We start from the raw sequence: 22,188 nt of genomic DNA, 5'->3' as shown, positions 1-22,188 counted from the left end.
AGCCTGGGCCGATTGCGCGCGTCAGGCCACGGGCGCGCACGACGCGCCTATCCTGGGACGAAGTCCCGCCGGGCACGTCGCCGGGCGGAGGGAGAGGAGCCGAGTGGAGCACGAGGCCGACACCGCAGGCACCCCGCAGGGCGCGACCCTCGGACGCAGGATCATCGTCGCCGCGTTCGACGGATGGAACGACGCCGGCGAGGCCGCGACGAGCGCGGTCAACCTCCTTCTGGCCGAGGGCGAGTACGAGCCCGTGGTCAGCGTCGATCCCGAGCTGTACTTCGACTACCAGTACACCCGCCCGACCGTCGAGACCGACGGCGAGGGCCGCCGGGGACTGCGCTGGCCCGAGGCGACGCTCCACCGCCCGGTCGGATCGCGCGACGGGCGCACGGAGTTCTGGGTGCTCACCGGCGTCGAGCCTGCCCGCGCGTGGCAGGCGTTCGCCGCGGAGTTCGTCGACATGGCCCTGCGCGAGGACGTGACCGGCTTCGTCACGCTCGGCTCGATGATGGCCGACGTGCCGCACACCCGGCCGATCTCGATCTTCGCCGGCAGCGACAACGAGGCCCTGCGCGCGGCGCTCGGCCTCGAGCGCAGCAGCTACGAGGGTCCGGTCGGCGTCCTCAGCGTGCTCGGCGACGCCGCCGAGCGTGCGGGCATCCCCTCCGCGAGCCTCTGGGCGAGCGTCCCCCACTACGTCGCCGGCCACACGCCGTCGCCGAAGGCCACGCTCGCGCTGCTCGACCGGCTCGAGGAGCTCGCGGCGGCCGACGTGCCGCGCGGCACGCTGTCGGCCGAGGCCGCGACCTGGGAGGCGACCATCGACGCCGCGGCCGCGGACGACGAGGAGATGCGCGAGTACATCCACCAGCTCGAGCAGGCCCGCGACACGGTCGACGCCCCGGAGGCGTCGGGCGACGCGATCGCGCAGGCGTTCGAGAGCTACCTGCGCCGCAGCGACGGCCGCGGCGGCAAGGACGACCGGCGCTAGTTTTCTCACGCCCCACGCATCCGCTCGGGCACCCTCCGGGCGCCGCTCGCGTCTGCGTCCGCTGTCGCTATCGCTCCATCGACGGCGTGAGGGCAGCGCTTCGCGCTGCGGGCCGCATCCGCGGCACGCTCACTTCGTTCGCACGTCGGTCGGACCTGTCTAGAACGCGCTGAGCACTCCGGTGCCGAGCAGCACCAGCAGGACGCCGCCCAGGGCGACGCGGTAGATCACGAACGGGAGGAAGCTGCCGGTCTTGAGGTAGCGCATCAGGTAGGCGATGACGACCCAGCCGACGATGAACGCGACGATCGTGGCGACGGCCGTCTCGACCAGGCCGTAGGGGCCCGACTGCGGCTCGGTGACGGCGTGAAGGAGCTCGTAGAGGCCGGACCCGAAGACGGCCGGCACCGCGAGCAGGAACGCGTACTCCGCGGCAGCGGTGCGGTTGTAGCCGAGCAGGCGGGCGGCGGTCGTCGTGGCGCCCGAGCGCGAGACGCCGGGGACCAGCGCGAGCGCCTGGGCGAAGCCCATCGCGATGCCGCTCGGGTAGGTGATGTCGTCGAGGTCGCGCTCGCGACGGCCGTAGCGGTCGGCGAGGCCGAGGATGATGCCGAAGACGATCAGCACGATGGCGACGAGCCACAGGTTGCGGAACACGTCGCGGATCGTCTCCTGGAAGAGGAACCCGAGCACGCCGATCGGCAGGGTGCCGATGATCACCAGCCAGCCCATGCGGGCATCCGGATCGCTGTGGGGCACCTTGCCCGCCAGCGACTGCGCCCACCGGGAGATCACCGTGGTGATCTTCTTCCAGAAGTACACGAGGACGGCCGCCTCGGTGCCGATCTGCGTGATCGCAGTGAAGGTCGCGCCCGGGTCCGTGGCGGACGGCAGGAACTCACCAAGGATGCGGATGTGGGCGCTCGACGAGATCGGCAGGAATTCGGTGAGGCCCTGCACGAGGCCGAGGATGATCGCTTCGATGAACGGCACGAGAGACGACTCTAGGTCACCGCTCCTGACGGGTTCGTCAGACTTCCGGATGATCCTCGCAATCGGATCCGGCGCCTCCCGCGTTCAGTACGTGCGGATCAGATCCCGCAGCACGCGCACCCCGAAGTCGAGGGCGTCGAGCGGCACGCGCTCGTCCACGCCGTGGAACATGCCGGTGAAGTCGAGGGCGGCGGGCAGCTTGAGGGGCGCGAAGCCATAGCCGTCGATGCCGAGCCCCGCCAGCGCCTTGTTGTCGGTTCCCGCGCCCAGCAGATACGGAAGCACGGGGACCCCCGGGTCGTGGGCGCCGAGCGCGGCGACCATCGCGTCGACGAGACCACCGGAGAACGGGATCTCCAACCCGATGTCGCGATGGAACATCCGGATCTCGATGTCGTCGCCGACGATGCGCTGCACCTCGGCGAGCACCGCGTCCTCGGCGCCGGGCAGCACGCGGATGTCGACGGTCGCCTCGGCGGCGTCCGGGATGACGTTGTGCTTGTAGCCGGCGGTGAGCCCGGTCGGGTTCGTGATGGTGCGGAAGGTGGAGGCGACGAAGGCCGCCGCGGGCCCCGTGGCGGCCGCGAGGGCATCCGGATCCGACGCCGGGTCCATGCCGCTGATCTCCGCGATGCCGGCGAGCAGCTTCTCGGTGGTCTCGGTCATCTCGACCGGCCACGCGGTCGACCCGAGGCGCGCGACGGCGGCGGCGAGCCGCGTGATCGCGTTGTCCGGGTGCACGCGGCTGCCGTGACCCGCGCGGCCGCGCGCGACGAGCGTGACCCACATCAGGGCCTTCTCCCCCACCTGCAGCAGGTACGCGCTGCGATCGCCGACGGGGATCGAGTAGCCGCCCACCTCGCTGATCGCCTCGGTCGCTCCCGCGAACCACTCCGGCCGGTCGCGGACGACGAGCTGCGATCCCTCGACGCCGCCGTTCTCCTCGTCGGCGAAGAACGCCAGCACGAGGTCTCGCTCCGGCCGCTCCCCCGCGCGCAGGATGTCTCCCACCGCGCTGAGGATCATCGCGTCCATGTTCTTCATGTCGACCGCTCCGCGGCCCCACAGCATCCCGTCGCGGATGACTCCCTCGAACGGATCCACGGACCAGTCCTCGGCGACCGCGGGGACCACGTCGAGGTGGCCGTGGAGCACGAGCGCGGGCTTCGACGGGTCACGGCCCGGCACGCGCGCGGAGACGTTCGTGCGCCGCTCGATCGGCTCGTAGTACTCGGGCTTCAAGCCCAGCGACTCGAGGTGGGCGCCGACGTACTCGGCGGCTTCCCGCTCGCCCTTCGACCGGCCGCCACCCCAGTTGGTGGTGTCGATCCGGATCAGGTCTCGCGCGATCCGCGCGACCTCGGGCAGCTCGGACGTCGACATGCCTTCCAACCTAGTCGGGGAACGACGAAGGCCCCGGATCTCTCCGGGGCCTTCGATCTGTGCGCGAGGGGGGACTTGAACTGACCTCGACACCCTCGCGCCGCGAAACCGTGTAGGGCGTTCTGCCGCATAAAATCAACGATCTAAGGCATGTGACCTGTGGATAACTCCACCGCGATACCCCGACCTACAGGTTGCTTAGCACTTTCGTTAGCACTTCTGCCGCTGCCTGCCCACAGTCTCGGACGAGTCGGAGTCTTGCGTTCGTGTCTCGTTACGGAGTATTCGTAGCGAGGCGCCGACGCCGCGTGCGATTTCTGGGAGTTTGGGGCCAGCGAACACGACGAGGATGAGTGCGGCGAGGATGAGCAGTTCCGGTGTCTCCAGTCCGCGAAGCATTGGCTCTCCTTCGTTTCAGGTCCGCTGACTTTGGGGATGTACATGTCGGGTGGGGCAGGTGATTGCTCGCCTGCCCCACCCCGGTGTGGTTATGCGCGTTCGAGCTGCTTGGTGAGTTTGTCGCCTTCGATGTCGAGGTCGGGAAGAGTACGGTCGAGCCAGCGGGGGAGCCACCAGGCCTTGTCGCCGAAGATCGCCATGACCGAGGGTACGAGGGTCATGCGGACGAGGAACGCGTCGACGAGGATGCCGAACGCGAGCGCGAATCCGACTTGGGCGATCATGGGTTCGGGATTGAAGATGAACCCGGCGAACACGCTGGTCATGATGATCGCGGCGGCGACCACGACGCGGCTGGCGACCGCGAACCCGCGGGTGACGGATTCGGTGCCGTGGTAGCCATGGACATGAGCTTCCTTCATGGAGGACACGAGGAACACCTCGTAGTCCATCGCGAGCCCGTAAAGCACGCCGGTGATGATAATCGGCAGCAGGCTCAGCACGGGCGCAGTGGCGTCCATCCCGAACACCGGCTGCAGCCAGCCCCACTGGAACACCGCGGTCGTGGCTCCGAAGGTCGCCGCGACCGAAAGGAGGAACCCGAGGGTGGCTTTGATGGGCACGATGATGGAACGGAACACGAGCAGCAGCACGATCAGCGAGAGCCCGACAACGACCCCGATGTAGAGGGGCAGGACATCGGCGAGGCGTTCAGAGACGTCGATCGCGAGGGCTGCGAACCCGGTGATACCGAGATCCACGCCGTAATCGTCCGCGAACTCGGGGGCCAGGTCACGGATGTGGGTGACGAGGTCGGCCGTCTCCTGCGAGGTCGGTGCAGTCTCGGGGACGAGAGAGAACACGGCGGTCGTGCCGTCCTCGTCGAGCCCGCCGAGGGAGACCGCTTCGACGCCGTCGATATCGCTCAGGTCGGTGTACAGAGCGGCGAGTTCCGTCGCGGGGATCGTCTCATCGTCCGGGGAGGTGGCAACGACGACGAGAGGGCCGTTGTATCCCTCACCGAAGGCGTCACTGGTGACCTCGAAGCTGTCACGCTGCGGGGTATCCGGGTTGTAGCTCGCCCCGGACGGGAGGCCGAGGTTCATGTCCAGGACGGGCGCGGCGATCACTCCCGCGATGACGAGTGAGCCGACCGCTGCGACCCACCTGTTCTTCACCAGCAACTTTGACCAGGTGTTCGCGACGCGGTGCGAGGAACCGGCGTCGTGCGCGGTGCCCGCGTTCAACCGTGCCTTGTTCGAGCAGATGCGTTCCCCGATGAACCCGAGGAGAGCGGGAAGAAGGGTGAGGGCGGAGAGCACTGCGATGAGCACCGTGGCCGCAGCGGTGAGTGCCATCGTCGTGAGCAACTGGATCTGTACGACCATGAGCGCGAGGAGCGCGATGATGACCGTGGTGCCGGCGAAGAACACGGCACTGCCGGCGGTGCCGATCGCGCGGGCGGTGGCTTCGGGGGCGGTGAGGCGCTGATCGAGGATGAAACGGCGTTGCCGGTTCACGATGAACAGGGCGTAGTCGATCCCGACCGCTAGCCCCAGCATCAATCCGAGCACGGCGGTCAGGGAGTGCATCGGGATGAGGCTGGAGATGGCGAACGCCCCGCCGACACCGACCGCGACACCCGACAGCGCGGACACGAGCGGCAAGCCCGCCGCGACAAGGGAGCCCAGTGTGACGATCAGGACGAGCGCGGCGATGAGCACGCCGACGATCTCGCCGACACCGATCAGTTCAGGGATCTGGATCATCGTCGAGGAGGGCAGCACCTCCACGTTCTCACCCTCGAACGCGGACTCGGCGGCCTCGATCGTGTCGTCGACGGTGCCCTCGGGAAGCTCGAACGTCTGCGCGTCGAACACGAACTGGAACAATGCCGTCTCACCATCGGCAGAAATCACGACTCCGGGGATGGGCATCTGCTCGACGACGAGCGGTGTCGGCGTATCCGATGCGGGTGCGCCTTCGGCCGCTTGCGCCTGCGCGATCGCGCCGGAAGCCTGCAGCAGCAGGCTCTCGGGACCCTTCGCTAGCTCATCAGCCATCACCTCACGGGCATCGATGACGTGCTCCTCGGCGTAGACCTCCTCGACGGCGTCCAACAGTGCGGCGAGGTTGTCGCCCTCGTCGATGCGCTCCCCGTCAGTGGAGTGCAGAGCGAGGATGCCCTGCCCGCCGGACGCATCCGGGAGCCGGTCGGCGAGATCGTCGATCACTTCCTGCGCGGCCGTCCCGTCAATGCGGATCTCGTTGCTGAGCTTCGGGGGGTTCATCACGATCAGGCCCACGATCGCGGCGATCAGCACCACCCAGATCGCGGTGACCCACCATTTTCCTCGGTACGCGAGCGCACCCCATCGATACAGCAGTGACGACATCCGAGATCCTCTTCTCTTTCCGGGCATGCGTGACCCGTGAGGACCGCGCACGCCGCCTCAACGCGAACAAGTGAAAGTGAACTATCAATGTGATAGTCTGGTATCAGTTGGTGGGGTTGTCAAACCGACACGAGAGGAGCAGGCGATGAATGCGGGTGCGATACGAGTGGATGCGGCGGCGAGCATGGCGAAGATTCTCGGCGCCGCGCGCCGGGTGTTCTCCCTCGGCGACGGGTCTGGAACCTTGAATCGGATCGCGAAAGAGGCCGGGGTGGGGATCGCGACCTTGTATCGGCATTTCCCGAACCGGGAGGCGCTGGCTCTCGCGGTCTACGACGAGGTGTTCGCGGCCGAGGTGCAGCCGATCTTCGATGAGTTCGAGAAGACGGACGCGCCCCGCGATGTGCTACTCGAACTCGGAGAACGTCTTCTGGCTGTGCTGGACCGCGAACGGGGCCTGGTGCGCTCGCTCGCAAACCTGGCCGAAGCGACCCGGGAGTTGATGGGCCGCAACGCGGCCGCGATCGAGCAGGCCGTGCGGCGCGCCCAGGCGGCCGGGACGCTGCGGGCAGATATCACCCCGGAGGATATCCCGAACCTGATGACGATGATCGCGGCCGGGTTCGGGTCCATCCCTGTGGGTCCGCACCGCCGCCGCTACCTCAGCCTGCTGCTGGACAGCCTGAACCCCGCCCAAGCCCACCCGCTACCCACTCTCTAACTCCCGCAAGCCTTGCAAAAGGATGATGTGATGCGATCCGTAGGGAACGAGTCCGACTCGCTGGAGTCCGGCACAGTGAGGCCGGTCGTGGGACTTGCGCTCGGTGGTGGCGGTGCACTTGGGGCCGCGCACGTCGGTGTACTGCGCGCGGTGCGCGAACGCGGCATCCACCCGAAAGTCGTCGCGGGGACCAGTGCCGGTGCTCTCGTCGGCGCCGCATATGCCGCGGGTCTTCCGCTGGCGAAGATCGAGCAGACCGTCCGGGAGGCGGACTGGTCCGTGTTCGGACGGTTCCGCCCCAGCCCACGCCTCGGCCTCCTCGACAGCGCCGCCCTGTTGGACACCATCGACCGCCTCGGCGGGGAACCGTTGATCGAGGACACGCCGCGCCGGTTCGCCGCGGTCGCCACCGACCTCCGCACCCGGGAAGGAGTGATCCTCGACCGGGGCCGTCTCGGACCCGCGCTTCGGGCGAGCATCGCCGTGCCCGGAGTGTTCTCACCCATCGTGATCGAGAACAGACTGCTAATCGACGGCGGTCTCGCCGCAAACCTGCCTATCGAAGCCGCACAGCATCTCGGCGCGACCTTCACGATCGCAGTCCGGTTGCGACCGGAGTGGGAGTACGTACCTGTCGTACGCTCCGCGGACGCGATCGCAGAATTGGAAACTCGACCCAACGTGCTCGTGATCCGCCCAGACCTTGCCGGTCTCTCGCAGTGGTCGAGAAACGATGTGCCGCGCATCATCGACGCCGGATATCGTGCCGCTCACGACGCGCTCCAGGATTGGAAGTCCACGCAACGCCATGCCGCATAACACCGGTCCCTTCACCGACAGCCCAGCGACCATCCTGATCGGTGCCGACACGTTCTTCCCCGATGTCAACGGGGCCTCTCGGTTCACTCAAGACCACGCGGTACGCCTCGCCCGCCGAGGCCACGATGTTCACGTCGTCGCCCCCGCCACGAACACGCGGTCCCTCTCCCGGACGGAAGTGTTCGACGGGCAACAGATCACCGTGCACCGGCTCCGGAGTGTGAAGTGGCCGCTCCACGACTGGCTGCGCGTCACTCCGCCCTGGGAAGTACGCGCCCAGGCCCGTCGCATTCTCCTGAATCTCGCACCCGCGGTGGTGCACTTGCAGTCCTTCATCGACATCGGCCGGGGCCTCGCTTACGAAGCACACAAGCTCGGGGTGCCCATCGTCGCGACCAACCACGTCATGCCCGACAACATCGTCGAATTCAGTGGCCTCCCCGAACGCTTCCACCCCCGACTGACCAAGTATGGATGGAACCTCGCTACGAAGGTCTACTCCAAAGCAGACATCGTCACCAGCCCCACGGCGACGGCCGCGAGATACCTCGAAGCACAGACATCACTCCTCGACGTGATCCCCGTCTCCTGCGGTATCGACGTCGACCGCTTCACCCCGAAGCAGACACGACCCGTCGAGAACCGGGTGCTGTTCGTCGGACGCCTTGACCCGGAAAAGAACCTCGCTACCCTCCTGACAGCCTTCAGCCTCATCCCGACAGAACTCCACGCACGCCTGGACATCGTTGGCAGCGGCTCAGAACGCTCCCGCCTCCAAGAACACGCACAAGCCCTCGGCATCACAGACAAAGTCACCTTCTACGGCTATGTCGGAGATGATCGACTCATCGAAATGCACCACCGGGCAACCGTGTTCGTGATGCCGTCCACCGCCGAACTGCAATCCATCGCAACCCTCGAAGCCATGGCCTCGGGCACCCCCGTCGTCCTCGCTGACGCCATGGCCCTTCCACATCTCGTCACCCCAGGGCATGAGGGATACCTCGTACATCCACGAAACGCTCACGAGTTCGCCGACCGCATCGAACGCCTCCTGCGCCTCGAACCCGAAATGTACATGCGGATGAGCGAAGCCGCCCTCGCAACCGCCCGCGCCCACGACGCCCTCGCGGTCACCACCCAATATGAACAGCTCTACCGCCAAACCTGGACCCCTGCGGCATGAACGAGCACGAGCCCGCACCGATCCAGTTCCTCACCCCACAAGGGCGATACCAACCAAACGCGGTCGCGAAACCGTATGCGACAGACGCCGAGGCGCTCAGCACCGACGATCTCCTACTGTTCTACCGGGAGATGACGCTCACCCGTCGGCTCGACGACGCATCCACTGCGCTCCAACGACAAGGTGAGCTCGCACTGTGGATCCCCTCCTACGGTCAAGAAGCCGCGCAAACCGGATCCGCACACGCACTGAGCCCCCTCGATACGGTCTTCCCTTCCTACCGGGAACATGGCGTCGCACTCGCGCGCGGCATCGACTTCGTCGACATCCTCGCCGTGCTCCGCGGCAACACCTTCCGCGGCTGGGACCCCGAACAAACCCGGTTCCGGCTCTACACCATCGTGCTCGCCGCCCAAGCTCTCCACGCCACCGGGTACGCGATGGGCATCAGTCTCGACCAGCGAGCCGGACGGAAGCCCGAAGGCGGAGAAGCCGTGATCGCTTACATCGGTGACGGTGCCATGTCCGAAGGAGACGCCAGCGAAGCACTCATCTTCGCCCGCACCTACAACGCACCCGTACTGTTCTTCGTTCAGAACAACCAGTACGCGATCTCCACCCCCTCGGCCACGCAAACCGCCGTGTCCTACGCCAACCGTGCAGAAGGATTCGGGATACCCGGATACCGCATCGACGGCAACGACGTGATCGCCAGCTATACCATCACCAAACACGTCATGGACCAAGTGCGCAACGGTACCGGCCCGGCCCTCATCGAAGCAGTCACCTACCGCCTCGGCCCACACACCTCCTCCGACGACCCCACCAAATACCGCAGCGCAGAAGAACACGAGCACTGGCAGAAACGCGACCCCATCCCGCGCCTACGCACCCACCTGCAAGACCAAGGGACCACTGACGAAGTCCTCGACCGGATCGACGCAGACAACAACACTCGCGCCATCGATGTCCGTCAACGACTCCTCAGCCTGCCGAACCCTCACCCCACGGACATGTTCGACCATGTCTACAGCGACCCCCACCCCACCACCACAGAACAAGGGTCTGGTGCAGGAACAGGTGACAGTTCTAGTTAGGCCGCGAGGGCCAGATCGTTGTTCATGATGGTCTCGAACTCGATGGGCGTCAAGCGGCCCAGGCGGGCCTGACGGCGCCGGCGGTGATAGGTCCGCTCGATCCAGGTCACGATGGCGATGCGCAGCTGCTCACGGGTGGCCCAGGAGCGCCGGTTCAGGATGTTCTTCTGCAGCAGGCTGAAGAACGATTCCATTGCCGCGTTGTCGCCGCATGACGCGACTCTGCCCATCGAGCCGACGAGATTGTGGGCGGCGAGTTCTCGGCGCAGTTTCCTGCTTCGAAATTGCGATCCACGGTCCGAATGGACGATGCAGCCGTTCACGTTTCCGCGCATCCGGGCGGCGTTACGGACGGCGCGGACCGCGAGCGACGCTTTCATCCTCGAGTCGATCGAGTAGCCCACGATCCGACCGCTGAAGGCGTCTTTGACAGCGCAGAGGTAAAGCTTGCCCTCAGCGGTCTGGTGCTCGGTGATATCGGTCAGCCAGAGCTGGTTCGCCCGGTCCGCTTCGAACCGGTGACGCTCACGCCCGTGCTCGTCGATGATGGTGCAGAGATCGTCGTGAACGGCAGGGCCGGGCTTCTTGCCGTTCTTGCCGCGCTTCTTCCCGAACACGCTCCACCAGCCGTTCTCTGGCGTGATCCGCCACGCCGTCCGATCCGACATCGCCTCACCCTCGTCACGGGCCTCGTCAGCGAGGAGCCGATACCCGAACTCCGGGTCGTCGCGGTGAGCGTCCAACAGCGCGTTCGCACGATACGCCTCATCCAACTCCCGCCTGGTCACGGGGTCGCGCAACCAGCGGTAGTAGGGCTGGCGAGCGAGCTTCAATACCCGGCACGACACCGCGACGGGGATGCCGTCGGCGGCGAGCTCGCTCACGAGCGGGTAGAGCCTTTTCCCGGCAGATGAGCCTGAGACAGATACGCGGTCGCGCGACGCAGGACCTCGACTTCCTGCTCAAGCAGACGGTTGCGCTTGCGGAGCTCGCGCAGCTCCGCGGACTCCGCCCTCGTCTCACCGGGCTGCTCACCGGCTTCGATCCGCGCCTGACGCATCCACTTGTCGAGAGTTCCGACATGGACACCGAAGTCCTTCGCGATCTGCGCGAGAGTGACATCCGGGTCGCGGTTCTCCACGACGCGGATTACATCGTCGCGGAACTCCTTGGGAAACGGCTTGGGCATGATGACATCCTTCCAGGCCAGCCCTCCAGGCTAGCCACGCTCGATGTCACCTGTTCCTGCATCAGACCCTATCGGCGCACCGTCCGCATGCACGGAGGGTGCGCGTCCGCAACGTCGTCTACGGCATCGGTAAAGACCATGGCGGCGAGGTGCTGCACATCATGGTCGACGAGGGCACCGCGACGTTCTGAAGCACCCACACAGGGGAACTTATCGCCGAGCATCCCATCCCCGAACCCGGCGTCAAGCACGTCGGCTTCGTCCGCTCCAACCGCAAGCCCCCGACATTCGAGCCCACCCACCCAGACTCCCAAGTGTCACCAATGTCCTGAGACATCACACCCTCCTCCGAATGAACGTATGCTACCATGGTAGGTATCATAGTTGCCGTAGTAGAAATCATAGGCGGTGAGTCTCATGCATGGCGGTGTGATCCTGTTCCGGGGAACCGGGGCCGACGCGCGCCGCTATGTCGAGGCCGACCGCTCTCGCGCCGATGACTACTACTTCGGCGCTGACACATCCGTAGCGCAGTTCACCGCGCTCGACGGCGACGGGAACGTGACCGCAGCTCTGGGTCTTGACCCCGAGGCGTATGCAGGCTGGGTGGACTGGATCAATCCGCTCACCGAGGAGTCGATGGGCAGGCCACGTCTGCCGGGCGAGGGGAGGCAGGGCTCACCACGGTTCGCGGAGATGGTCGTGAACGCCCCGAAATCGCTGTCGATCGCCGCAGCTCTCCACCCGGAAGTCTCCGACGCTCTCGACCGGGCGCAGCAGGACGCCGTGAGCGAGATTCAACGGTGGCTCGCTCAGCACTCCGTGACCCGTGTGGGGCCGCGCGGCAAGCAGGAAGTTGTGCCCGTCTCGCAGTTGCAGACGGTGGCGGTGTCGCACCGCACGAGCCGGGCTGGTGATCCGCACCGGCATATTCACTTCCAGATCGGCACCCGCGTCTGGGCGGCCGGAAAGTGGCGTGCGCTGGACACCGCGGCACTGTTCCGGCAACAGGGCGCGATCCGTGCCCTCGGCACCGCCGTCATCGCCGCGCACCCGGAGCTTACGGAGGTGCTGGATCGGCACAGCCTGACGCTTGATCCAGTGTCGGGTGAGGTGGTCGAGCTCGAGCGGTTCAACGGTGTGATGAGCAAGCGCGGCGAGCAAGTACGCCGACACCTGGAACGGCTCGAAGCGGAATGGGAGGCGGCGCATACAGGCGAGGCGACGGGGCCGGTCGTCTCCGCGCGTCTCGCGGCGAAAGCGTGGGCGTACGAGCGGCCCGCGAAGAAGCCCACCACACTCAGCGAAGAACAAGCCTGGGTGACCGAGTTGCGGGAGGCCGACTACGACCCCGACACGTTGCGCCGACCCGCGCACCGTGCGCCGGCGTCGCTCGATGACCTCTCGGTGCAGACCGTTGCAAACCGGGCGCTGGATCGCTGCGCCGCCGGTAGTTCGGCGTGGACGCGGCATACGGTGCAGGAGCACGCGACCCGGATCATGACCGAGTATGGCGTGCAGGCTGCACCGGCCGAGATACGCGAGTTCGTGCAGGTTGCAACACTGTTGGCGATGGAGGATTGCTTCTCGATCCTCCCGTCCGGCGCACCGGCCCCGGAGCATGTGGCGCATCTCACGTCGCTCAGGGTGGTGCAGGCGGAGACGGAGCTGCGCGACCTGATCGCCGCGCGCCTCCTGCAACAAGATCCTGGGCACCCGGACGTGCGCAAGGCGGCGCGCAAGCGCGGCCTGGACGCCGGGCAGGAGCGCGCCGCCGCCGCGGTCGCATCGACCGACTCGCTCGTGGTTGTGGAAGGTGCAGCGGGGAGTGGGAAGACGACGATGCTCGGCGTTGCAATCGAAGTCGCTACACGACAGGGGCGGGCGTCGCGGGTGGTTGCGCCGACGTTGCGCGCCGCACAGGTCGCACACGACGAACTCGGCGTGCCCGCAACATCGGTTGCGGCGCTCGTGCACGCGCACGGTTGGCGATGGAACAGCGACGGCGTATGGACGCGCCTCGCACCCGGCGACACCGACCCCGAAACCGGACGCACCTACCGCGGCCCGGCAGAGGGCGCACGGCTGGTACGGGGTGAGCGGGTGATCGTGGACGAGGCCGGGATGCTCGACCAAGACACCGCAATCGCGTTGCTCACCGTCACCTCAGAGGCGGGCGCGACCGTCGCGCTCGTCGGTGACCGGGCGCAGCTCGCCGCAGTCGGGCGCGGCGGGGTGCTCGATATGGCCGCACAGCTCCGAGGACGCACGTTCGACATGGCCGAGGCGCATCGCTTCACCGACCCCGCTTACGCCGAGGTCACGGTGCGGATGCGCGACAGGCGCGACCCTGGCGAGGTGTTCGATCGGCTCACCGCGCTCGGCCTTGTGCGCCTACACGCGAGCGACGAGGAGGTGCGCGAGCACATCGCCGGACACCGCCGGGAGGGAGAGGCGGTCACGGTCACGTCCAACGACGAGGCCCGCGCTGTCAACGCGCGTATCCGTGACGAGCGCGCGGCGCGCGGCGAGGTCGACGGCCACCGCACTGCGACCGGCAGCGACGGCCTCCCCATCGGGGTCGGGGACGTGATCCAGACGCGCAAGAACAACACCGGCATTGGTGTGGCGAACCGGCAGAACTGGATCGTGCAACACGTCGAGCAGGACGGCACGCTCAGAGTGCGCGAGGCGGGGAACGGGCGGAAGCGGCAGCGCACCGTGCTCCTACCCGCCGAGTACGTGGCAGAGCACGCGCACCTGTCATACGCGGCAACTGCCTACGGGGCGCAGGGCGCAACCGTCACCGGGTCGCACACGATCCTCACCGACGCGACCAGCGCCGCGGGGGTCTATGTCGGCATGACCCGGGGCAGGGAAGAGAACCTGTTGCACGTCGTCGCCGAGAGCCAGGAGCAGGCGCGGGAGCAGTTCGTCGCGGCGATGGAACGCGACCGCGCCGACCGCGGCCTCACCGACGCGACCGAACGCGCAGCGGACGCCGTGCGGGGGCTCGTGGAGGATGGGCCGGTGCGTCTCGTACAGACCGAGCGGGCACGCCTCACCCAGGTCATCGAACGCGCGGAACAGCACGCGGCCGTGTTCGAGGACGCCGCCGCGCGATTCGTCGCGCAGAAGCAAGCGCAGCACGTCGAGGCCGAGGAGCACGCCGCGCGTGTGACCCACGCGAAGGAGACTGCCGAGCACACCCGCCACACGGTCACCACAGAGGTGGAGACGCGAGCACGCACCGACGGGCAAGAACTCGTAGAAGCTCGCGCGCGCCTCCACGCCGCGCGCGATGAGGCGCGGGCGGGAAGATTCGGGCGCAGGCGCGCCGCCGCCCGGAACATAGACACCGCGGCGGAGTCGGTCGAGAAGATCGAGGAGCGCGTCACCCAGACCTGGGGCACCGCGCCCTCTTTCTTGCGGCCCGCCACCGAGTGGGCGCAGACGATCGCAACGCAACGGGCCGCCGCCCATCCCGAGGTGCGGGCGGCTGAACAGGCCCTCAGCGACACCGAGGCCGCGAAGCAGCAGGCGGCCCAGCGGCAGGCCGTCGAGCGGGAGCGTCTCACCGTCCAGTTGTACGGGGCGGAGCAGGCGCGGCAGATGCGGGGCACGTTCCGAATCCCCAACCCCAGAGCAGACGCCGAGCACGCCAGACGGCGCGCGGCCGAAGCGCGGCGGGTCATTGCGGAGCTGGACGCGCGCCCTGTCGCGGAGGCCGCCGAATGGCTCACCCAGCGACGCGAGCAGCAACGAGCCGAACGCGAAGCCCTGCAAGCCCGTCAGGAAGCCCTCACGCGCCGCAACGACGGGCTGACGAGAACCGGCCCGGATCAGCGGCGAGAAAGCCCGGGGCGCAGCTTGTGATCTGGTCTGGTGAGGCTACAGAGACAGCCCGCCGTGGGGCGTTGGGGGTTCCGGGCGGCGTGTCTCCGTACTGAACGGCTCCGGGGTCGGGTGAGTACGTCGGCGGCGGGCTGCGTCGAGTTCGCGATCCAGCGCGTCCGGTATCCGGGAGATGCCCCGTGCTTGGAAGCTGCGCACCTGCTCGGCCGTCAATGCCTCCGCAGGTGGCCTGCCTGCGTCGAGCCGGTGGAGGTTCGGTCGGATCAGCGCGTCGATGCCTGTGTGGTCTTCCACGATGGCGAGGGTGCGGGCGTGGGCGAACACGTCGCCGGGAATCTGCGACCAGTCGATGACCCATCCGGCGTCGCGGGCGAGCTGGTTGAACATGATGTGCTGGCTGCGGGTGTTCACGTCGCGGAACGGGTGGATCGCCGTCGTCTCACCCCACGCCCATGCCAGCTGATCGGAGAACGCATCCGCGTCCAGTCCGCGGAGGTGGTCGCGGGCGGCGAGTTCGCCGAAGACGCGCTCGGCCTCGGGCACGATGAACGGCGGGCGGCAGTGCGCGATGCCCGTGCCGCCGGGGTGCGTGTCGGTGTCGCGGATGTCGCCGCCCCAGACATACAGGTCGTGCGTCAGATGCCGGTGGATGGCCTGCAAGTGTGGGAGGTCGTATCGGCCGGGGATCGGGTGTTCGGTGAGTTCGACCATGCGCTGATGGATCGCGGCCGTCTCGACGGCTTTCCATCGGTCGTAGTCGGTGATGCCGAGTTTGTTGATCAGAACCAGGCTGTTCGGGTAGCTGTAGCGGTCGGGCACTGGTGCTCCTGCCCGGACGGGTTACTTCTCGGGGAAGCGGTCAAGCGTCGCCGCGATCGCCTCGCGCACTGCCTCGTCCGCGGACAGCTCGCCGCGCACCTGGCGGCGGGCGATCTCCCGATCCGTCTCAGAAACGACGGCACCGGCCGTGACCTGCCCGGCTTCGACCTCCGCGAGCACGCGCCGGACATGAGCCTCGGATACCGGAGTCTTGAGAGCCATGCGGGTGCCTCCTTGTGGTTGGCGTTCTGGGGCTAGTTTACGTCGCTCCTCCGACATTCACCGGGAAGCCGGACACGGGGGTGCCGAATCGGCACCGCCGTATCCGAGTGTCAGGACTCGCCGGTATCGGTCACGGCATCGGCGAAGAGGGCAAGGAACTTCTCGCGCGGGATCACGATGCGCCGCCCGAGCTTGACATGCGGGATCGTGCCCTCGTTGATGCTCGTGGTGATCGTGCGGGGATCGACGCCGAGGGCTTCGGCGGCTTCCTTGCGGGTGATGACCAGGCTGCGCCGCTTGCGGAGGTCGTCCATGTCGAGGGTGCTCTGCCGCATGTCGCACCATCCGTTCGTGTCAGCGCCGAGAAATGTGGTTCATCCCACCGTAGAGAATCGCACTTGCGCTGTCAAGCATTGCGTTGTAGTTTTCTACTATGGAAACCGAGAGGGTGCGGGGCAACCCCGCAGGCATCACGAACACGCACGTCGCGCAGAACATCCGCGCGGCACGTCAAGCAATCGGGATGGACTTGCGCACCATGTCCGACGGGCTGAAAGCCGCTGGGCGCAAGCTCTCCACTTCGGGCATCAGCAAGCTGGAGGCCGGGGATCGCCGCGTGGACGTGGACGACCTGACCGTGATCGCCTACCTGCTCCGCACTACCCCTGCCGCACTCCTGACGCCCCCGGACGAGCAGACGACGCTGACCGGGGTGCCGGAGGGGTATGAGCCGGAAGAGATCGACAGGTGGATGCGCGGGGAACTCGTCCTCACCGACGAGGGGCTGTTCAACTACTGGCAGCAGGAATGGGTGATCTGCACCGACCGCATCCATCACCTCGAAACCACCCTCGCAGGCATGACCGCCCCAAGCCCGGACGCCCCCGAGAAGCCCAGCGCGCACCCGAAGACCATCGCCGCCTACCAGGAACGCTTGGAGGCGGCGCGGGCACGCGCGCGCGTGATCCAGGAGCGGGGCGTGCAGCTCGACCCGGAGGGGCGCGTGTTCAACGCCGCCGACTACGCCGAGAACTACGCCGACAGCCACCGGCCTGGCAAGACCACGGCAAGGAGCACCCTGTCATGACAAAGAAACAGCACGCCGACACAGGCGGCGAGGGTGAGAAGCAGCAGCGGCGTTCCCGTTCGCGGCAGCCAGGCTCTATCCAGGCCTACGACACCGACGCAGGGAAGCGGTGGCGGTTCCAGATCTACGTCCTGAAAGACCCCGAGTACCCCGAGATGGGATCGCGCAGGCTCACCCGCTCCGGGTTCACCAGCACCGACGAGGCCAACGACGCCTTGCAGGAGGCGTTGAAGCAGCGGAAGCAGAACGAGAAGTTCGGCAACAAAGTCCCGACCGTGGGCACCTATGCGGACGAATGGGTGGCGGGGCTCAAACTCGCAGCCTCCACGATCACGGGGTACAAGAAGATCATCCGCAACCACATCCGCCCCCAGCTCGGCGCGATCCGGCTCGACAAGCTCACCGCCACGAGGATCGCCCGCCACTACCGCGACCTCGAAGACCACGGCCGCAACGACGAATACGGCAAAGGACAGCCGCTCTCGGCCAACTCGGTTCACAAGGTGCACGTCGTGCTCGGGGCGATCCTCGACGCCGCGATCGACGACGGGCACCTGACCGTGAACCCGGCGAAGAAGAAGCGCACCGTGAAGCCCCCGAAGTCCAGCGAGGTGCGGGCGCAGAAACCCGAGATCGCGACATGGACAGCCGAGCAGTTGCAGACCTTCCTCACCTGGAACCGCGACACGCTCGAAGACGAGCTGTTCCCGCTGTGGCGACTCATCGCCTACACCGGCATGCGCCGCTCCGAAGCCCTCGCCCTGGAATGGTCGGACATCAACACCAAGACGATGCGCGTCAGCATCCGCCGCGCCGTCGATACCGACGACTGGACGAAGACGAAGACCACCAAGACCGGGCAAGCCCGCGTCATCGACATCGACGCCGAAACTCTCAAGGTGCTCGCCTCGTTCAAGGTGGCACGCGCCGAGGTGTCGTTCGAGCTTGCGAAAGCTGACGCCTACATCTTCGGCGACGACGACGGGAAGCTCCGCTCCCCCGACGCGATGACCAGCCGATGGGATCGCCGCCTCAAGTGGGCCACCGCGACGTTCGACTCCCTGCACCGCGTCACGATCAAAGGGCTACGTCACACCCACGCGACCCTGCTGCTCGAACTCGGAGAACACCCCAAGGTCGTACAAGAACGACTCGGACACTCAACGATCACCACGACGATGAACATCTACTCCCACGTCACCCCGACCATGCAGAGGTCGGCAGTTGACCGTTTCGCGGCCCATCTCGGCAAGGCTTAGCACTCTTTCTAGCACTTCCGACGAAAACGACCCCCAACCTGGAACATAAAATCCCAGGTCAGGGGCCATTTCATTCGCGTGCGCGAGGGGGGACTTGAACCCCCACGCCCTATACGGGCACTAGCACCTCAAGCTAGCGCGTCTACCTATTCCGCCACCCGCGCAACCGGGTGCCCGATCTCTCGACCGGGGCTGTGGCCGCCGTGGCAACCGAAAAGAAACACTACCACGCGGTGAACCCGGTGACGAATCGCGCCGCGGACCCGGGCGCGTCCTCGGGACCGGGTCAGGCGAGCGTCACGCCGAATGCGAGGCCGAGGAGGTACGTAACGGCGGCCGCGCCGTAGCCGATCGCGAGCTGGCGGAGGGCGCGCTTCAGGGGCGAGGCGCCCGACAGCAGGCCCACTGTCGCCCCGGTGCCGAGGAGCGCGAGACCCACTAGGACGAGCGCCGTCACGACCGCCGGCACGCCTGTGAGCCCGAACAGCCAGGGAAGGACCGGGATGACGGCGCCGCTCGCGAAGAACAGGAAGCTGGATCCGGCGGCGCGCCACGCACCGCCGACCACCTCGTGCGTGTCGATGGGGCCGGTGTGCACGGGAGCCCGGCCCGCGTGGGCCTCGGCGATCGCCTTCCGCGCGCGCTCGATCGCCGCCTCCTCCGGGATGCCGCGCGCGCGGTAGACGAGCGCGAGCTCGTTCGAATCGATGTCGAGGTCGGGCAGGGCCGTGTCGCCGTAGGTGCTGCCCGGATCGGTCGCATCGAGCATCTCGCGCTGCGACCCGACGGAGACGAACTCCCCCGCCGCCATCGACAGCGCACCCGCGAGAAGGCCCGCGATGCCGCTGAAGAGGACGAGCTGCGGTGCGACGCCGGTCGCCCCGATGCCGAGGACGAGCGCCAGGTTCGATACGAGGCCGTCGTTCGCTCCGAACACGGCCGCCCGGAACGTGCCGGATAGCCGTCGGCGGCCGCGCGCCGCCAGGCCGCGCACGACCTCGTGGTGCACCTTCTCATCGGCGCGCATGGCGGGCGTCGCGTACCGCTCGCCGTCGTACGGCGACCGCGCTTCCGCCTGCTGGGCCAGGGCGAGCACGAAGATCGTGCCGAACCGGCCGGCCATCCAGCCGAGTATGCGCGTGCGAAGGCTCGCGCGCGGCATCCGCTTCGGTTCGCCTCCGAGCAGCGTCAGCCAGTGCGCCTCGTGGCGACCCTCCGCGGCGGCGAGCTGCTCGAGGATCGCACGCGTCTCGCCCTCCTTCGAGGCGGCGAGCCGGCGGTACACGTTCGCCTCGGCGCGCTCGTCGGCGAGGTACTGCGCCCAGCGGCGACGGTCGGCGGATGTGGCGGCGGGCGCGCTCAAGAGGCCTCCAGAGAGGGAAGACGAGGGGGATCACTCCACGGTAGCCAGTCGACGGCGGCTTCCCCCGTCAGGCGCCGGGATTGGCAGGTTTTCGGGCCCCCGAAGGGGCGTCCCGCACCGCGCGGCGCAGTCCGCGCTCCCCCGCGCGCATCACGATGCGGTGGCCGAGCGCGAAGACGCGTCGCAGCACCGGGCCCGCGGCGATCATCCAGCGTCGCCGCGCGGTCACGTCCCACTCGAATCGCAGCTCGCTCCCCGAGCCCCGAGGATGGACCTCCACGCGCCCGCGCCCCTCGAGGTCGCCGACGCTCACGGCGTCGATGGCGCGTCCCTTGTCGACCGCCGTGACCCGCAGGACGAACCGCAGGGAGTAGCCGAAGGGCGCGCGAACGCGCGCCCCGATCTCGGCGCCCGGTTCCGCCCTGGTGGCCGGCGCCGTCACGCGCAGCGACCGCCACCATCCGTCGGATCGCCCCGTCGCCACCGCCACGAGCTCCTGCCAGGACCGCTCCGGCGACGCGTCCACGCTCCAGCGGGTGCGGAAGGAGTAGCGCGTGGACATGCCGGCGACACTACCGGCGGAGCGAACCCGCTGCCGTGGCCTGAGCCTCAGGAGCGGACGCGCTTGCGCAGCACGTCGATGCGCGCCTGCAGCTGGGCGACCGTCGCCTTCGCGACCTCGGGGCCGCCGCAGCGGCGGCGAAGCTCCGCGTGGATGACGCCGTGCGGCTCACCCGTCTGGCGGGCGTAGACACCCACCAGGCTGTTGAGCAGCTGCCGCTGCTCACGCAGCGTGCGGTGAAGCGGGGCGGGCAGCGTCGATACCGGCTCCTCGCCACTCTCCGACTCGCGCGCCTCGCGCACCTGGCGGTGCCGCGACTGCCGCGCGACCCGCTGCATCAGCAGCTCGTGCACGTGCTCCGGCTCGAGCAGGCCCGGCAGGCCGATGAACTCCAGCTCCTCCTCTGTGCCGGGAACGGCGAGCTGGCCGAACTCCTTGCCGTCGAACACAACGCGGTCGAAGTGCGCGACGGATCCGAGGGCCTCGAACGAACCCTCCTCGGTCAGCGCGTCGGAGGCCTTCTCCTCGCGCTCCGCCGCCTCGAGCAGGGAGTCGTCGAGGCCGTCCTCGTCCTTCTCGCCGCGGTCGAGCACGTGGTCGCGCTGACGCTCCATCTCGTTCGCGAGCGTCATCAGGGTCGGCACGTGCGGCAGGAAGACGCTCGCGGCCTCGCCACGGCGGCGGGCGCGCACGAAGCGGCCGATCGCCTGCGCGAAGAACAGCGGCGTCGACGACGACGTGGCGTAGACGCCGACGGCGAGGCGCGGCACGTCCACACCCTCCGACACCATCCGGACGGCGACCATCCACCGATCGGTGCTCTCCGAGAACCGCTCGATGCGGCTGGACGCCTCCGCATCGTCCGACAGCACGACCGTCGCGCGCTGGCCGGTCATCGAGTGGAGCAGCTTGGCATAGGCACGCGCGGCCGTCTGGTCCGTCGCGAGCACGAGGCCGCCGGCATCCGGCACGTGCTGACGGATCTCGGTGAGCCGCTGATCCGCTGACTTCAGCACCGCCGACATCCACTCGCCCTGGGGGTCGAGCGCCGTGCGCCATGCCTGGGACGTGACGTCCTTGATGTTGTCCTGGCCGAGGTGCGCCTCGAGCTCGTCCCCTGCGCGCGTGCGCCACTTCATGTGGCCCGCGTACACGTGGAACAGGACGGGCCGCACGACGCCGTCGGCGAGCGCCCTGCCGTAGCCGTACGCGTAGTCGGTGACCGAGGTGCGCAGGCCCTGGGCATCGGGGGCGTACTCGACGAACGGGATCGGCGCGTCGTCGCTGCGGAACGGCGTGCCGCTGAGCAGCAGCCGCCGCTTCGCCGGGCCGTACGCCTCGCGGAGGGCGTCGCCCCAGCTGAGCGCCTCGCCGCCGTGGTGCACCTCGTCGAGGATGACCAGCGTGCGGCCGCCCTCGGTGAGCGCGCGGTGCACGGATGCCTTCACGGCGACCTGCGCGTAGGTCACGACGACGCCGTGGTACTGACGGGAGAACGTCGTGTGGCTGTTGCGGAAGACCGGATCTAGCCGGATGTGCGCCCGCGCCGCGGCATCGGCCCACTGCGTCTTGAGGTGCTCGGTCGGGGCGACGACGATGATCCGGTCGACCTCGCGCGTGCGCAGCAGCTCGCCCGCGAGCGTGAGCGCGAAGGTGGTCTTTCCGGCACCAGGGGTCGCCGCGACGAGGAAGTCGCGCTTGTCCGCCTCGAAATACGCGTCCAGGGCCTCCTGCTGCCAGGCGCGGAGCTTGCCCGCGGTTCCCCACGGAGCTCTCTGCGGGTAGGACGGTGACAGCATGGGGTTCAAGCGTAACGGCCCGCGCCGACGTTCCGCCGAGCACTC

Annotated in this window: 19 protein-coding genes and 1 tRNA gene; 8 read left to right on the top strand and 12 right to left on the bottom strand. The window is 67.9% G+C overall.

The annotated features are described in order from the left end of the window. Window positions 1-103: 103 nt before the first annotated feature. Window positions 104-994 (top strand): PAC2 family protein, encoded by an 891-nt coding sequence (locus ABD161_RS04485; protein WP_344000051.1) that lies wholly within the window; start codon window positions 104-106, stop codon window positions 992-994. A gap of 159 nt (window positions 995-1,153) precedes the next feature. Here the strand turns inward: ABD161_RS04485 and ABD161_RS04480 are convergent, their stop codons facing one another. The 4 genes from ABD161_RS04480 to ABD161_RS04470 all read right to left on the bottom strand — a co-directional run bounded on the left by ABD161_RS04480 (window position 1,154) and on the right by ABD161_RS04470 (window position 6,165). Then, window positions 1,154-1,987 carry an undecaprenyl-diphosphate phosphatase gene (locus ABD161_RS04480; protein WP_344000049.1) on the bottom strand — a complete coding sequence of 278 codons (834 nt, stop codon included), beginning with the start codon at window positions 1,985-1,987 and terminating at the stop codon, window positions 1,154-1,156. Between the two features lie 84 nt (window positions 1,988-2,071). Continuing rightward, window positions 2,072-3,370 carry a M20/M25/M40 family metallo-hydrolase gene (locus ABD161_RS04475; protein WP_344000047.1) on the bottom strand — a complete coding sequence of 433 codons (1,299 nt, stop codon included), beginning with the start codon at window positions 3,368-3,370 and terminating at the stop codon, window positions 2,072-2,074. A 210-nt stretch (window positions 3,371-3,580) separates the two neighbouring features. Beyond that, window positions 3,581-3,769, bottom strand: coding sequence for a twin-arginine translocase TatA/TatE family subunit (locus ABD161_RS15955; RefSeq protein WP_425355659.1), 189 nt, complete (start codon window positions 3,767-3,769; stop codon window positions 3,581-3,583). Window positions 3,770-3,858: 89 nt separating this feature from the next. Continuing rightward, window positions 3,859-6,165, bottom strand: coding sequence for an MMPL family transporter (locus ABD161_RS04470; RefSeq protein WP_341579087.1), 2,307 nt, complete (start codon window positions 6,163-6,165; stop codon window positions 3,859-3,861). Between the two features lie 184 nt (window positions 6,166-6,349). On the opposite strand from ABD161_RS04470, the gene ABD161_RS04465 reads away from it, so the two are divergent. Genes ABD161_RS04465 through ABD161_RS04450 form a run of 4 tightly spaced genes read left to right on the top strand, consistent with a single transcriptional unit; the run spans window position 6,350 to window position 9,988 of the window. After that, entirely contained in the window at window positions 6,350-6,886 is a 537-nt protein-coding gene (locus ABD161_RS04465) for a TetR/AcrR family transcriptional regulator (protein ID WP_344000045.1), read from the top strand. Window positions 6,887-6,916: 30 nt separating this feature from the next. Further along, window positions 6,917-7,705 carry a patatin-like phospholipase family protein gene (locus tag ABD161_RS04460; protein WP_341579085.1) on the top strand — a complete coding sequence of 263 codons (789 nt, stop codon included), beginning with the start codon at window positions 6,917-6,919 and terminating at the stop codon, window positions 7,703-7,705. Beyond that, a complete protein-coding gene (locus tag ABD161_RS04455; RefSeq protein WP_344000042.1) occupies window positions 7,695-8,891 on the top strand; it encodes a glycosyltransferase in 1,197 nt (398 codons plus the stop codon). The genes ABD161_RS04460 and ABD161_RS04455 overlap by 11 nt, the downstream gene beginning before the upstream one ends. Continuing rightward, window positions 8,888-9,988, top strand: coding sequence for a thiamine pyrophosphate-dependent dehydrogenase E1 component subunit alpha (locus ABD161_RS04450; protein ID WP_344000040.1), 1,101 nt, complete (start codon window positions 8,888-8,890; stop codon window positions 9,986-9,988). Before ABD161_RS04455 ends, ABD161_RS04450 begins: the two co-directional genes overlap by 4 nt. Here the strand turns inward: ABD161_RS04450 and ABD161_RS04445 are convergent. Continuing rightward, window positions 9,985-11,177 (bottom strand): IS3 family transposase gene (locus ABD161_RS04445; RefSeq protein WP_344000038.1). Its coding sequence is split into 2 segments (ribosomal slippage): window positions 9,985-10,890 and window positions 10,893-11,177, totalling 1,191 coding nucleotides; the frame shifts between segments, so codons are not numbered across the junction. The two genes, ABD161_RS04450 and ABD161_RS04445, sit on opposite strands and share 4 nt — an antisense overlap. 417 nt (window positions 11,178-11,594) lie before the next feature. On the opposite strand from ABD161_RS04445, the gene mobF reads away from it, so the two are divergent. Further along, window positions 11,595-15,053, top strand: coding sequence for a MobF family relaxase (gene mobF, locus ABD161_RS04440; RefSeq protein WP_344000113.1), 3,459 nt, complete (start codon window positions 11,595-11,597; stop codon window positions 15,051-15,053). Window positions 15,054-15,068: 15 nt separating this feature from the next. Here mobF and ABD161_RS04435 read toward each other — a convergent pair whose 3' ends face one another. The 3 genes from ABD161_RS04435 to ABD161_RS04425 form a co-directional block, all read right to left on the bottom strand. Further along, window positions 15,069-15,851 carry a Fic/DOC family protein gene (locus tag ABD161_RS04435; RefSeq protein WP_341579082.1) on the bottom strand — a complete coding sequence of 261 codons (783 nt, stop codon included), beginning with the start codon at window positions 15,849-15,851 and terminating at the stop codon, window positions 15,069-15,071. A 21-nt stretch (window positions 15,852-15,872) separates the two neighbouring features. Continuing rightward, on the bottom strand, window positions 15,873-16,073 hold the full coding sequence (locus ABD161_RS04430; RefSeq protein ID WP_341579081.1) for a hypothetical protein: 201 nt from the start codon (window positions 16,071-16,073) through the stop codon (window positions 15,873-15,875). Between the two features lie 110 nt (window positions 16,074-16,183). Next, complete coding sequence (locus tag ABD161_RS04425; protein WP_248539278.1) at window positions 16,184-16,408, bottom strand: helix-turn-helix domain-containing protein; 225 nt, start codon at window positions 16,406-16,408, stop codon at window positions 16,184-16,186. 98 nt (window positions 16,409-16,506) lie between these two features. On the opposite strand from ABD161_RS04425, the gene ABD161_RS04420 reads away from it, so the two are divergent. Next, window positions 16,507-17,160 (top strand): helix-turn-helix domain-containing protein, encoded by a 654-nt coding sequence (locus tag ABD161_RS04420; protein ID WP_341579080.1) that lies wholly within the window; start codon window positions 16,507-16,509, stop codon window positions 17,158-17,160. After that, a complete protein-coding gene (locus ABD161_RS04415) occupies window positions 17,157-18,419 on the top strand; it encodes a tyrosine-type recombinase/integrase (RefSeq protein WP_344000031.1) in 1,263 nt (420 codons plus the stop codon). The genes ABD161_RS04420 and ABD161_RS04415 overlap by 4 nt, the downstream gene beginning before the upstream one ends. Before the next feature lie 79 nt (window positions 18,420-18,498). Here the strand turns inward: ABD161_RS04415 and ABD161_RS04410 are convergent. The 4 genes from ABD161_RS04410 to ABD161_RS04395 form a co-directional block, all read right to left on the bottom strand. Further along, window positions 18,499-18,583, bottom strand: a tRNA-Leu gene (locus ABD161_RS04410). Window positions 18,584-18,705: 122 nt separating this feature from the next. Then, window positions 18,706-19,782: a VIT1/CCC1 transporter family protein gene (locus ABD161_RS04405; RefSeq protein WP_344000029.1), complete on the bottom strand. Its 1,077-nt coding sequence runs from the start codon at window positions 19,780-19,782 to the stop codon at window positions 18,706-18,708. A 67-nt stretch (window positions 19,783-19,849) separates the two neighbouring features. Continuing rightward, window positions 19,850-20,344 carry an SRPBCC family protein gene (locus ABD161_RS04400; RefSeq protein WP_344000027.1) on the bottom strand — a complete coding sequence of 165 codons (495 nt, stop codon included), beginning with the start codon at window positions 20,342-20,344 and terminating at the stop codon, window positions 19,850-19,852. A 47-nt stretch (window positions 20,345-20,391) separates the two neighbouring features. Further along, the gene (locus tag ABD161_RS04395; RefSeq protein WP_344000026.1) at window positions 20,392-22,143 is read right to left on the bottom strand and encodes a DEAD/DEAH box helicase; all 1,752 of its coding nucleotides are present in this window, start codon (window positions 22,141-22,143) and stop codon (window positions 20,392-20,394) included. Window positions 22,144-22,188: the final 45 nt, after the last annotated feature.

The organism is Microbacterium paludicola, from assembly GCF_039529675.1.
Lineage (GTDB): Bacteria > Actinomycetota > Actinomycetes > Actinomycetales > Microbacteriaceae > Microbacterium > Microbacterium paludicola.
Note: the sequence above shows the minus strand (reverse complement) of the source record. Positions and strands in the feature narration are given on the sequence as shown.